Below are 12,391 nucleotides of genomic sequence, written 5' to 3'. Positions count from 1 at the left end.
TAAAAATCAGTTGATATAACGTATATTATCATGAGGAGGGAGCTATGACAGACAGAGAATTTGAACAGTGCATGTCTGCGATGGCGGCGGGCGACAGGGATAGCCTGCGGCACATATATGATGCGTATCTGAAGCTCATATATGCTGTGGTGTACGACACCATAGGACAGCGCGAGGAGGCTGAGGATGTGACATCGGAATTCTTCATCAAGCTGTATAGCATTGCGGGAAGCTATAAGCCGGGAAATGGACATAAGAAATGGTTGGTCACGATCGCCCGGAATATGGCGGTGGACAGGATCAGGAAGATAGACCGTGAGGCTCTGGTGGATGAGATACCGGAGACTGGGCAGAGTGGCAGCATGGAGGAACAGGTTGTGAACAGCGTGTCACTGAAGGTGGCCATGGAGTCGCTTAAGCCTGATGAGCGGGAGATAGTTGATATGAAGGTGGCTGGAGGATTTACCTTCAGAGAGATATCAGAGATAGTTGGCAAGCCGATGGGAACAGTCACGTGGCTTTACAACAGTGCGATTAAGAGACTTAGGAGGTGCAGACTATGAACAGACATGAAGATGAACTGGAAAAGGAAATAGCTGACAAATATATAGAGAATATGGATGCACCTGATCTCTGGGGAAAAATAGAGGCAGGACTTGATGCGGTGGATGCGCATCGGGTGCAGGATAAGAAATCTGGAGATAAGAAGTTTGGAGTCAAGAAAGACCGTAAAGACAGGAACAGAAGAACCATCCAGATCGTTTCCGGTCTTGTGGCAGCGGCAGTGGTGTGTGTGCTGATCGTAGCCGGACCGTTAAGGAACAGCCGTAAGAGGGCAAGCGATAAGACAGCGCAGGACAACAGTGTGAAGGTGACTTCGAATGAAAGTTATTATGCACAAGAAAGTGACGCGGCTGCGGCAGACGATATTCAAAGCGATGCTGCTGAAATGGCAGAAAACGCCACGGCGAGTTATGATGTACAGAGAAATACTGATGCTCAGAATTCTGTGAATAGTGCTGACTATATCCCCATGATCATGTTGGATGGTGTGCTCTACAGGGACACATACGACATGGTCGATGCTGACAGCGTGGATGAGAGCAAAGCGGCCTACGCTGAGAGCTACACCGATGGCGTGCCGGCAAATGACGGCGAGGTCAACTTTGACATGAACCCATCCAGAAACTCAGCCTACATTGTGTGTGATGATGGCAGCCTTGTAGTGAAGGTTGAGGGCAACTGGTACAGATTTGAGAGGGCAGAATAGCACAAACAAATCAAAAATTAAAAAATACAGAAATTACCATAAAAAATAATAATCCCTTCGTATATAGAATATAAAGCTTGACCGGTAGCTTGAAATTCATATTACGGAGGGATTTTTTATGATGAAATATAATTCAAAAATATTTGCAAGATCCATATGCGCAGTTATGGTAGGGGTTATGATGGTAGGAGGTCTTACGGGCTGTGGTAACGATGATGCAGTAGATGGCAGGGGAATGCGCCTTGAAAAACAAAATGGGGATAAGACAGAGATAACAGGGATCGCAGAAAAGTACAGGGAAAAAGAAAGTAAGCAAAAAAAGAAGTCGTTGCAGGACAATGGCTTGAGTGGAATATTCAACAGTACGTCGAATGATGTTATGTATGCGGAGGAAGCTTGTGATGTGGCAACAGTCGATGGAGATACAGCGATGGTGACAGATACTTCAAATTCTATGTATACAGAGATCGCCTACGATACGAGAGAGTATGACAGCGTGGCGGAGAATGGATTTGTATCCACATCGGACAGACCTCTCTCCACATTTGCGGCGGACAGGGATACGGCATCATACAGCAACGTCAGGTCGTATATAGAGTCAGGCTGTCTCCCACCGGACGGAGCGGTGAGAATAGAAGAGATGCTGAACTATTTTACCTATGACTACAGAAGGAAGCCTGAGGATGGAGAGAAGTTCTCCATATACACAGAATATTCGGACTGCCCGTGGAATAAGGCCACAAAGCTCATGATGGTTGGAATCAACACGGATGAAATAGATTTTGGAGACAAGAAGCCTTCAAATCTGGTGTTCCTGATCGACACCTCGGGATCCATGTATGAAGATAACAAACTCCCACTCGTGCAGCAGTCATTTGCCATGCTGGCGGAGAATCTGGATGAGAACGACAAGGTGAGCATAGTCACATATGCGGGTGAGGATACGGTGGTGCTCTCGGGCACATCCGGCTCAGAGCAGTACACGATAAATGAGGCGCTTTCAAGTATGACAGCCGAGGGCTGTACCAACGGCGGAGATGCCATCATCACAGCTTACGAGCTGGCGGAGAAGAACTTTATAGAGGGAGGCAACAACCGTGTCATACTTGCAACGGACGGGGATCTGAACGTGGGGCTTACCAGTGAGAGCGACCTTGTGGATCTGATAACCGAGGAGAAGAAGGAAAACAACATTTTTCTCAGCGTGCTTGGGTTTGGAACGGACAATTTGAAGGACAACAAGCTTGAGGCTCTTGCTGATAATGGTGATGGAAGCTATGCGTTTATAGATTCTGCGTATGAGGCAAAGAAGGTGCTGGTGGACGAGATGGGCGGAACTCTGAACACCGTTGCCAAGGATGTGAAGTTTCAGATAGAGGTCAATCCGGCAAATGTCAAGGGTTACAGGCAGATAGGTTATGAGAACTGCGCCCTTGCGGATGCGGACTTTGCAAATGACGCTGTGGACGGCGGCGAGATAGGCGCAGGACATATGGTGACGGTGCTCTATGAGATAGTGCCTGCGGGATCAGACTTCGATGTGCCTGCAGCCGAGCACAAATACGGACAGGATTCCAATCAGGCAAATACATCGGAGACTGCATCACAAGACGTTAAGGATAAGTCTGATAGCGCAGAGGACTATACCGGTGAGCTTGCGACAGTGAACGTAAGATACAAGGAGCCGGATGGGGATAAGAGCAGTCTTGTGAGCCGTGTGGTGAAGACTGACAGCTACAGCAGCGAAATGTCCGTTGACATGAGTGCGGCAAGTGCCGTGGCGGCCTATGGTATGATCCTCAAAAACAGTGAGTATGTGGGTTCTGCAGATTTTGATATGGTTATGGCTCTTGTTGGCGGTAAGGTGGACAGTTCAGCCGGCAGTGGCGATATTATCGATATGCAGTGGCAGGGCTTTGCAGACATGGTACGTCAGACGCAGAATATAACTGACTAGGAAAAATGTCGATAAGAGGAGCTGTTCGATATGGCTTTGTAATCACACTTTGTAATCACATTGTATAAAACTCTTTTATTTTATTGATAATTCTTGTATAATAACAAATTAGAGTGTCAATTAAGACGAAAAAATAAAAACAAGAATATCAATATAGACAGGAAGGGTAAGATTCATGGGCGAAAAAAAGATTATGCTTGGTAACGCAGCCATCGCCAGAGGCTGTTATGAAGCGGGTGTCAAGGTATCAGCGGCATATCCTGGAACACCAAGTACAGAGATCAGTGAGAACATGGTGCAGTACAAAGGAGATATCTACTCAGAGTGGTCACCAAATGAGAAGGTAGCCACAGAGGTAGCGATCGGTGCATCATTTGCGGGAGTGAGATCAATAGTGTCGATGAAACATGTAGGTGTGAACGTGGCATCAGATCCGCTGTTCACCGCAGCATACACAGGTGTGAACGGAGGTATGGTACTTGTTGCAGCAGATGATCCTGGAATGTACTCATCACAGAATGAGCAGGATTCAAGACTTGTAGCAAGAACAGCCATGATCCCAGTTGTTGAGCCATCAGACAGCCAGGAGGCAAAGGATTTCACAAAGTATGCATTTGAGCTGAGTGAGAAGTATGATACTCCTGTAATGCTCCGTACAACCACAAGACTCTCACACTCACAGGGCGTTGTAGAGCTCTGTGACAGACAGGAGATTCCTGACAAGCCATATGAGAGAAATATAAAGAAATATGTCATGATGCCTGGTAACGCTATACCACGTCATGTATTTGTAGAGCAGAGACTCAAGGACATGGCAGCAGACGGAGCTGACATGCCGATCAACAGAGTTGAGATGAGAGACAAGAGTGTGGGTGTCATCACCAGCGGTATCCCTTACCAGTATGTCAGAGAGGCTATGCCAAACGCATCAGTCTTAAAGCTTGGCATGGTAAATCCACTCCCAAGAAAGATGATCGAGGACTTCTGTGCACAGGTAGACAAGGTGTATGTCATCGAGGAGCTTGAGCCACATATCGAGACTCAGGTCAGATCATGGGGAATAGATGCAGTCGGCAAGGAGCTGCTTACAGTTCAGGGTGAGTACAGCGCAAATATGCTCAGAGAGAAGCTTCTCGGCGAGAAGGTAGAGACAGTCGAGGCTGCTCAGGTTCCAGCTAGACCACCTATCCTCTGTCCAGGATGTCCACACAGAAGCGTATTCTCAGTCCTCTCAGAGCTGAAGATCCACGCTGCAGGAGATATCGGATGTTACACACTCGGAGCTGTCGCACCGCTCAGTGTTATTGACACAACAGTCTGCATGGGTTCATCCATCTCTACCCTTCATGGAATGGAGAAGGCAAAGGGCAAGGATTATATCAAGAACTGGGTAGCGGTCATAGGTGATTCAACATTCCTTCACACAGGTGTGAACTCACTCATGAACATGGTATACAACCAGAGCACAGGAACAGTCATCATACTTGACAACTCGACAACAGGTATGACAGGACATCAGGATCACGCCGCAACAGGTAAGACACTGATGGGAGATCCTACATATGCCATTGATATTTACAATCTCTGCAAGGCACTGGGAATCCAGAACGTCCATGAGATAAATGCATTTGATATAGAAGGTCTTAAGAAGCTCATCAAGGAGGAGACAGCAAAGGATGAGGTATCAGTCATCATCACAAAGTCACCTTGTGTACTCTTGAAGACGACTAAGATAACAGGAAGATGCAAGGCAATACCTGAGAAGTGCAAGAAGTGCGGTATGTGCTTAAAGCCTGGATGCCCTGCAGTTATCAGGCAGGAGGATGGAACCATCCGTATAGATGACACACTCTGTACAGGCTGTGGACTGTGCATGAAGCGTTGTAAGTTCGATGCTATAGAAAGGGAGGAGTTCTAATCATGGAGACAAAGAATATTATGATCGTCGGCGTAGGCGGACAGGGAACACTTCTCACAAGCCGTATACTCGGTGGAATCACCACGGCAGCAGGTTATGATGTAAAGCTCTCAGAGGTTCACGGAATGAGCCAGAGAGGTGGAAGTGTTGTTACATATGTAAGATATGGTGAGAAGGTAAATGAGCCTATCGTGGAAGAGGGATGTGCAGATGTCCTCATAGCATTTGAGAGACTTGAGGCACTCAGATATGCACACTTCCTGAAGAAGGATGGAGTTATCATCGTAAATGACCAGAGAATAGATCCTATCACTGTAGTTACAGGCGTAGCACAGTATCCTGATGGAATCATCGAGGAGCTCAGCGGCAAGTACAAGGTTATCTCAGTTGATGCCATGGACGAGGCAAAGAAGCTTGGCAACAACAAGGTATTCAACACAGTCATCATAGGAATCGCAGCACAGCACATGGATTTCTCACATGATGCATGGGTTGAGGTTATCAAGAACACAGTTCCACCTAAGACAGTGGAGAAGAATCTTGAGGCATTTGAGGTTGGCTACAACCTTAAGTAATTTGACGATTTTTAGTACAAAAGACGGATTTTGGCATAAAAAAAGTCCGTCTTTTGTTGATTAATGGTGGAAAAAAGGACCCTCATATGGTAAAATCAACACATATGATGGTTTGCGGGGTGCGTACACATGAATGATATTAACAAGGATGAGATTGACGCAAGATGGCATATGCTGGTATGGCGTATGATGATAGTTATATGCAGTATTTCTTTTGTTATTTCATGGATATTATTTGGAGTATACAGAGTAGATAAGAGCATAGGAGCAGGCGCATATATAGTAAAGTATATCGTGCTGCCGATGATAGTACAGGCTATAGCGATCACAATTTGCTATTTTTATATGAAGCACGATGAGGCGGACATAAAGCACAAGAATTATGTCGTGACAGGTATGATATATGTATGTGTCGGTGTTATAGCATTTACATATTGCACCATATACCCGCTTATACTTATTCCGTGTGTCACCATAATTGCCACGGCGTTATTTGCAGATCAGGAGCTGACGGTATGGTCGGGAGTTGCGGTGCTTGCACTCATGGTCATCAATGTTGTGAGATTACATTTGAATGTCGGTGAGCTTGCCACACAGATGAACTGGGTTGGAGCACTGCTCATATACATACTGGTAGTATCTGTTATGTGTGCGATGGTTATGGTCGTCAACAAGCACACGAAGGCACTTATGGAATCGATTGCCGGAAGCTACAACAGACAGGTAACACTGATGAGTGAGCTTATGGTTGATCCGATGACAGGTCTGTACAACAGAAGATCATTTGAGGAGAGCCTTGATAAGGAGATCGAGAATGTGGAGCAGACTGGGGCGAAGTCCTATGTCACCATATTTGATATAGATCATTTCAAGGAAGTCAACGATACATATGGCCACAGCAATGGAGATATAGTTATCAAGGCGCTGTGTAAGATGATGAAGGAGAAGTCGAAGGATATGGGACTTGCCTTCAGATACGGCGGTGAGGAGTTCGTGATACTGTTCCATGATGTGGAACTGTCCAAGGTCATGAATGTTGTTGAGGACATAAGAACAGAGTTCAGATGCTACTATTTCCACTTTATGAACAAGGATGGAATAACCTGTAGCTGTGGTGTCGCTGAGTACACCAAGGGAGAGAGTTCCAAGGCATGGTTCAACAGAGCGGATTCAGCACTCTATAAGGCGAAGGAATCAGGAAGAAACAGAACAGTTATAAGTGAATAAAAAATAACACATTGGGCTGTGCTCAATGTGTTATTTTTTTATGGAATTATTCAAATGTTATGATATGTCCGGCGTTACTGGACATAATCGTTCAGCCACTGAACCACACCGTTGGATATTGCCTTGGCGTAGTTCTCAAGATTTTCATTGAAATAGTCCAGATCGTCCTGGTTGGTCATGAAGCCCATCTCAACGATCATGCTTGTCATATCGGTGTCTCTGATGACCGCATAGTCATCATCGCTGTCTCCCTGGGTTCCGATTCGCACCCCTCGGTTGGCGGTTATACCAACTTCCTCGAGATTGCTCAGAATGTCATCTGCGGCCGCATAACTGCGCTCAGATCCTGAGCTGTGTATCCATATCTCAATGCCCTTTGTGGTGTTTGGGTTGGCTGTTGAATTGCGGTGTAGCGAAACGAAGATATCAGCCTTGGCCTTGTTTGCTATCTTTGAACGGGAGCCGAGCTGTGTGTCGCTGTCGTCGGATCTGGTCATTATGACGTTGACGCCGCTCTTTTTCAGGGCTTTGGCAACCTCCTGCGCAAGACGGAGATTGTCGTCCTTCTCGTAGCTTCCGTCAAGTCCCACAGCGCCTACATCGCTTCCTCCATGACCAGCATCCACACACACCGTGTATGTGTCGTTGGCCTTCTGGAGCATGACAGTCTGTCCTTTCCCCTTGGTGATCTGTGCCTTTGCCAGAAAAAATCCCATGACAAGTATGCACAATAATAGTATGATGTTTATGGCGACCAAAAAGACGACGAGGGAACGCATCTGTTTCAGCGTCATTTTCTTTTTTCGTTTGCTCATGTTTTCTCCTTCGTGGAAATATCTTTGATAAAGATACCTCAAAATCCGATGTTTTTCAACTGTGGATATGGAGAACGTGAACAGCATGGCCGCAGCAGAGGTGTTCTGCGCTTACGCAGTATAAATGTACAGGAGGAATATTTATGATAATAGATTTTCACACACACACGTATCCCGACAGGATAGCAGCCAAGACGGTAGGGCTTCTGGAGAGCAGATCCGGTACAAGGGCACATTCGGATGGCACACTTGACGGACTGGAGAATGACATGAGGAGCAGACATGTGGATGTGTCTGTGGTACTTCCGGTGGCAACGTCTCCGAAACAATATAAGCATATAAATGAATTCGCAGTTGAGGAGAATGAGCGCTTTTCAGAGACACATGTGTGGTCGTTTGGAGGGATACATCCCGACAATGACAATTACAAAGAGATACTCAGGGATATATGCGACAAAGGTCTGAAGGGGATAAAGATCCATCCTGACTACCAGGGGGCTTTTTTCAACGATATAAGATATAAAAGGATAATCAGCTATGCCACAGAGCTTGGGCTTATCGTGGTGACACATGCGGGAACAGACATAGGACTTCCTGATGTGACTCACTGCACTCCTGCAATGGCGGAGGAGGTGCTGGATGAGGTTGGGCCTGACAAGCTTGTGCTTGCCCATATGGGTGGATGGCAGATGTGGGATGACGTGCTGAACAGACTTTGCGGAAGAGATGTGTATTTTGACACGGCATTTTCCTATGGACAGATAGACTGGCGGGAGGGGGCATCGCACAGATGGCAGCTTCTTGATGGTGACATGTTTAAGAAGATAGTGGCAGCTCACGGGTCTGACAAGATCCTGTTCGGAACGGACAGCCCATGGTCTGATCAGGAACAGTCATGTGCGGACATAGAGGCCCTTGATCTGGAAGATGTGGACAAAAACAATATATTTGAGAATAATGCGCGAAAATTGCTTGGATTGAAATTGAATTTTTAGAAAAAATACGCGAAAACCTATTGATAATGTTTTAAAAATGTGTTACATTTTTGTTACGCCAATGAAATTTTTCACAGATAGTAATACACGAAAGACATGTCGGAGCCTAACGACATGTCTTTTTTATGTGCTGTGAAGCGGACTGCCCACTGTAAGTATCATTATATGAAGCGGTTTATGAAATAAAAAAGACTTGAGATAAATCTCAAGTCTTAATAGCTGGGCTACAAGGATTCGAACCTTGAAAATGCTGGAGTCAGAGTCCAGTGCCTTACCATTTGGCGATAGCCCATTGCCTCAACAAATGGTAGTATATACTAAAGCTCAGAATAATGCAAGCACTTTTTTAAAAAAATTTCAAAAAATTTTTCAGCTTGCGATAGCCCTCTAAATAGGGTATAAAATTATAGTAAAATGAGCATCATGGAGGTGGCGTAATGTATTCATATGAAGCGATAGTCAGGTATAGTGAGACTGGTGGAAATAAGATATCCAACATGGCGACCATAGCGAACTATTTCCAGGACTGTGCTATACTGCAGTCGGAGGAGGTCGGCATAGGGCTGGATTATCTGGCAGGACACCACAGAGCATGGTTCCTGGTTTCCTGGCAGATAGAGGTGGTCAGATATCCTGCGATGGGAGAGAAGATCAAGGTCAGGACGTGGGCATATGATTTCAAGGCATCTCTGGGATTCAGAAATATAGATATACTGGACGAGAATGGAGAACGCATAGTTAAGGCGGCATCCATTTGGAGCTATATGGACACCGAGAGGCTGAGACCTGTCAAGATAGACAAAGAGGTGTCAGACGCATATCCGATGGAGCCTGCCATAGACATGGAGTATGCGCCGCGCAAGGTAAAACTGCTGGGCGATGCGGAGACTATAGATACCAGAAAGGTCATGTCTTATCAGATAGACTCCAACAATCATATGAATAATGAAGCGTATATTGCTCTTGCCCAGGAATACGTGGATGATGTTGCGGATATTATTGCAGTCAGAGCGGAATATAAGATGCAATATGTGAAAGATGATGTTATAGTAGTAAAGAGGTTTATTGACGACAGATATGTTCAGATAATCCTGGCAGATGAAGAGGACAGGACAAGGTGTGTTGTCCAGTTTGAACGGAGCAGTAAGGATATATGATATACTGTGTCGACAGAAAAAATTAAGAGGACGGTATGACGATGATAAAGATAGGCGAATGGAATGATCTTATAGTAAAGAGAGAAAAGGAATTTGGTGTGTATCTTGGATGTGCGGATTCTGACAGTGAGGTGCTTCTTCCGAGAAAGCAGGTTCCGAATGGCATAAAGACAGGCGAGCACATCAACGTGTTCATATACAGGGATTCTGACGACAGACTCATTGCAACTGTGAATGTTCCATATATAACTATGGGTAAGATGGCTGTTCTCAGGTGTGTGGGAACTACCAAGATCGGTGCATTCATGGACTGGGGACTTGAAAAGGATATTCTGCTTCCGTTTAAGGAGCAGGTTGGCCCGGTGAGAGAGAACCATGAATATCTGGTCAGAATGTACACTGACAAATCGGACAGACTGTGTGTGTCCATGAAGGTTTATGAGTATCTGAGCAGCAATTCCCCATATAAGCAGGGAGATGCTATATCGGGAATAGTTATAGAGTACAGCTCCGAGTATGGTGCATTTGTCGCTGTGGACAACAAATATTCAGCACTTATCCCGAAGAAGGAGATACACAGTGCCATATATGCCGGCGACCACGTTGAGGGCAGGGTTGCGTCAGTCAGGGAAGACGGCAAGCTGAACCTCACCATGCAGAAGCCGATAAAGATGCAGATCAGGGAGAATGCAGAGATGATATTGAATATCATCGATTCATATAATGGAGTGCTCCCGTTCAATGACAAGGCAGATTCAAAGGTGATAGAGAAGGAATTTGGAATAAGCAAGAGAGCATTTAAGACGGCGGTTGGCAAGCTCCTCAAGGACGGTAAGATAAGGATCACAGAGAAGAACATTGAGATACTGTCCGAGGAAGAGCGGGCAGAGCTTGCGAAAAAAGGAACAACCAAAGCCGATGTTGTGAAGCGTGCAAAGCCTGAGACGAAGAAGCCGGTATCCAGACGGTCACCGGAGCCCGTGCCAGACAGAAAAGGCACTGTGAAATTCACCAGAAGCAATGGCGGAAGGCGCAACAACAGAAAGGCTCTCATGGCGGAGCTGAGCGAGATGGATGAGGAGTAATAGTTCATCATATATAATAGTAAAAAACAGGAGGAACAAAACATGAAGACAATAATAAGTACACCAAAGGCACCAGCGGCAATAGGACCATATTCACAGGCGGTTCTCGTGAATGGAATGCTTTTTACATCAGGAGTTATACCTATCGATCCTGAGACAAATACACTGGTTGAGGGAGATGTCACTGTACAGGCAAGACAGGCGATCGGCAATCTCAAGAATCTCATAGAGGCATCAGGCTCATCTATGGATAAGGTAGTGAAGACAACAGTATTTATCAAGGATATGAATGATTTTGGCAAGATAAATGATATTTACAAGGACTTCTTCACAAGCGATTTCCCTGCACGTTCATGCGTGGAGGTTGCAAGACTCCCTAAGGATGTGCTTATAGAGATAGAAGCCATCGCTACAGTAGAGTAAGCGTATGAGACAGGACAATGTTCAGAGAAAGGTACACGGAGCGTCATGGTTTTTCCTGTCGCTGATATGTGTGTATCTGTGTGTTGTTATGATACTGTGGAAGACGAATATCGGCTCACATATAACCATGGTTCAGAATCTGATCCTGAGCCAGAGCATGATATTCGTGCCGACGATCATATATATTCTTATAAGCAAATGTGATCTGCGCGAAACGCTCAGACTGAAAAAGACGCACTGGCTGGCGATAATCATCGTTCCGGCATTCGTCGTGGCTCTTGAGCCTCTTATGACACTCATAAATGCCATAAGTCTTCTGTGGGTGGAGAGTGCCACTACCGAGCTTGCAACAGGTCTTGTGTCGAATCATAAGCTGTGGGTGTCAACACTTCTCATGGCGGTCACTCCGGGAATCGTGGAGGAGCTTGCCTACAGAGGCGTCATAATGGGAAGCTACAGATATGGCAGCAGACTGGCGGCTATAATCATAGGAGGAATAATGTTCGGAGCCATGCACATGAATTTCAATCAGATGGCATATGCGATGGTTCTGGGAATGATGCTGGGATTTCTTGCCGAGGCGACAGGAAGTATATTTACGACCATGTATGCCCATTTCTGCTTTAATGAGATATCCGTCATCATCAGCTATATAGCATCACATGTCAGCGTGCTCAAGCAGATGGTGGAGAAACAGGCTTCTGAGGGAATAGCAGCAGATCAGCTCAAGCAGACGATATTGATATATATTCCATTTGCATTTATGGGATTGTGTGCGGCTGCGGCGATGATAGTGTTGTTGGCGTACCTGAATGGAAGGCATATGGATATGCTGGCGATGTTCAGAAGAAACAGGAACGCTGAGGTCAAGAGACCGAGGATCATATCTGTGCCGCTTGTTCTGGCACTGTGCGTATGCATAGGATTTATGATAATAACAGAATTTGTTTTATGATATGTAATACAATG

Annotated in this window: 12 protein-coding genes and 1 tRNA gene; 11 read left to right on the top strand and 2 right to left on the bottom strand. The window is 45.7% G+C overall.

The genetic code is table 11. The features are described from left to right. Positions 1 to 44: 44 nt before the first annotated feature. The 6 genes from DXB91_RS13150 (at position 45) to DXB91_RS13125 (ending at position 6,947) form a co-directional block, all read left to right on the top strand. The gene (locus DXB91_RS13150; protein WP_015533439.1) at positions 45 to 563 is read left to right on the top strand and encodes an RNA polymerase sigma factor; all 519 of its coding nucleotides are present in this window, start codon (positions 45 to 47) and stop codon (positions 561 to 563) included. Next, positions 560 to 1,270, top strand: a complete 711-nt coding sequence (locus DXB91_RS13145) for a hypothetical protein (RefSeq protein ID WP_117875357.1) — start codon at positions 560 to 562, stop codon at positions 1,268 to 1,270. The genes DXB91_RS13150 and DXB91_RS13145 overlap by 4 nt, the downstream gene beginning before the upstream one ends. A 118-nt stretch (positions 1,271 to 1,388) precedes the next feature. After that, positions 1,389 to 3,227, top strand: a complete 1,839-nt coding sequence (locus DXB91_RS13140; protein ID WP_117875356.1) for a vWA domain-containing protein — start codon at positions 1,389 to 1,391, stop codon at positions 3,225 to 3,227. A 175-nt stretch (positions 3,228 to 3,402) separates the two neighbouring features. Beyond that, positions 3,403 to 5,145 carry an indolepyruvate ferredoxin oxidoreductase subunit alpha gene (gene iorA, locus DXB91_RS13135; RefSeq protein WP_117875355.1) on the top strand — a complete coding sequence of 581 codons (1,743 nt, stop codon included), beginning with the start codon at positions 3,403 to 3,405 and terminating at the stop codon, positions 5,143 to 5,145. 2 nt (positions 5,146 to 5,147) lie between these two features. Then, a complete protein-coding gene (locus DXB91_RS13130) occupies positions 5,148 to 5,720 on the top strand; it encodes an indolepyruvate oxidoreductase subunit beta (protein ID WP_055274042.1) in 573 nt (190 codons plus the stop codon). Between the two features lie 129 nt (positions 5,721 to 5,849). Next, positions 5,850 to 6,947 carry a GGDEF domain-containing protein gene (locus tag DXB91_RS13125; RefSeq protein ID WP_117875354.1) on the top strand — a complete coding sequence of 366 codons (1,098 nt, stop codon included), beginning with the start codon at positions 5,850 to 5,852 and terminating at the stop codon, positions 6,945 to 6,947. A gap of 74 nt (positions 6,948 to 7,021) precedes the next feature. Here the strand turns inward: DXB91_RS13125 and DXB91_RS13120 are convergent, their stop codons facing one another. Then, positions 7,022 to 7,762, bottom strand: coding sequence for an N-acetylmuramoyl-L-alanine amidase family protein (locus tag DXB91_RS13120; RefSeq protein ID WP_117875353.1), 741 nt, complete (start codon positions 7,760 to 7,762; stop codon positions 7,022 to 7,024). 143 nt (positions 7,763 to 7,905) lie between these two features. On the opposite strand from DXB91_RS13120, the gene DXB91_RS13115 reads away from it, so the two are divergent. Further along, entirely contained in the window at positions 7,906 to 8,757 is an 852-nt protein-coding gene (locus tag DXB91_RS13115; RefSeq protein WP_015533432.1) for an amidohydrolase family protein, read from the top strand. A gap of 219 nt (positions 8,758 to 8,976) precedes the next feature. Here the strand turns inward: DXB91_RS13115 and DXB91_RS13110 are convergent. Continuing rightward, positions 8,977 to 9,049, bottom strand: a tRNA-Gln gene (locus DXB91_RS13110). A gap of 145 nt (positions 9,050 to 9,194) precedes the next feature. Here DXB91_RS13110 and DXB91_RS13105 point away from each other — a divergent pair. Genes DXB91_RS13105 through DXB91_RS13090 form a run of 4 tightly spaced genes read left to right on the top strand, consistent with a single transcriptional unit; the run spans position 9,195 to position 12,377 of the window. Then, positions 9,195 to 9,914, top strand: a complete 720-nt coding sequence (locus tag DXB91_RS13105; RefSeq protein ID WP_055280077.1) for an acyl-[acyl-carrier-protein] thioesterase — start codon at positions 9,195 to 9,197, stop codon at positions 9,912 to 9,914. 35 nt (positions 9,915 to 9,949) lie between these two features. Beyond that, on the top strand, positions 9,950 to 10,999 hold the full coding sequence (locus DXB91_RS13100; RefSeq protein ID WP_308936789.1) for a CvfB family protein: 1,050 nt from the start codon (positions 9,950 to 9,952) through the stop codon (positions 10,997 to 10,999). Between the two features lie 42 nt (positions 11,000 to 11,041). Then, positions 11,042 to 11,422 (top strand): RidA family protein, encoded by a 381-nt coding sequence (locus tag DXB91_RS13095; protein WP_015533429.1) that lies wholly within the window; start codon positions 11,042 to 11,044, stop codon positions 11,420 to 11,422. Positions 11,423 to 11,426: 4 nt separating this feature from the next. Beyond that, positions 11,427 to 12,377 (top strand): CPBP family intramembrane glutamic endopeptidase, encoded by a 951-nt coding sequence (locus DXB91_RS13090; protein WP_015533428.1) that lies wholly within the window; start codon positions 11,427 to 11,429, stop codon positions 12,375 to 12,377. Positions 12,378 to 12,391 lie beyond the last annotated feature (14 nt).

The organism is Coprococcus sp. OM06-34AC (assembly GCF_003462545.1).
In the GTDB taxonomy this organism is placed as follows: Bacteria; Bacillota; Clostridia; order Lachnospirales; family Lachnospiraceae; genus Coprococcus; species Coprococcus aceti.
Note: the sequence above shows the minus strand (reverse complement) of the source record. Positions and strands in the feature narration are given on the sequence as shown.

Coding starts and splice junctions, on each gene's coding strand:
- DXB91_RS13150 (WP_015533439.1), top strand. CDS start 45: ATGACAGACAGAGAATTTGAACAGTGCATGTCTGCGATGGCGGCGGGC.
- DXB91_RS13145 (WP_117875357.1), top strand. CDS start 560: ATGAACAGACATGAAGATGAACTGGAAAAGGAAATAGCTGACAAATAT.
- DXB91_RS13140 (WP_117875356.1), top strand. CDS start 1,389: ATGATGAAATATAATTCAAAAATATTTGCAAGATCCATATGCGCAGTT.
- iorA (WP_117875355.1), top strand. CDS start 3,403: ATGGGCGAAAAAAAGATTATGCTTGGTAACGCAGCCATCGCCAGAGGC.
- DXB91_RS13130 (WP_055274042.1), top strand. CDS start 5,148: ATGGAGACAAAGAATATTATGATCGTCGGCGTAGGCGGACAGGGAACA.
- DXB91_RS13125 (WP_117875354.1), top strand. CDS start 5,850: ATGAATGATATTAACAAGGATGAGATTGACGCAAGATGGCATATGCTG.
- DXB91_RS13120 (WP_117875353.1), bottom strand. CDS start 7,762: ATGAGCAAACGAAAAAAGAAAATGACGCTGAAACAGATGCGTTCCCTC.
- DXB91_RS13115 (WP_015533432.1), top strand. CDS start 7,906: ATGATAATAGATTTTCACACACACACGTATCCCGACAGGATAGCAGCC.
- DXB91_RS13105 (WP_055280077.1), top strand. CDS start 9,195: ATGTATTCATATGAAGCGATAGTCAGGTATAGTGAGACTGGTGGAAAT.
- DXB91_RS13100 (WP_308936789.1), top strand. CDS start 9,950: ATGACGATGATAAAGATAGGCGAATGGAATGATCTTATAGTAAAGAGA.
- DXB91_RS13095 (WP_015533429.1), top strand. CDS start 11,042: ATGAAGACAATAATAAGTACACCAAAGGCACCAGCGGCAATAGGACCA.
- DXB91_RS13090 (WP_015533428.1), top strand. CDS start 11,427: ATGAGACAGGACAATGTTCAGAGAAAGGTACACGGAGCGTCATGGTTT.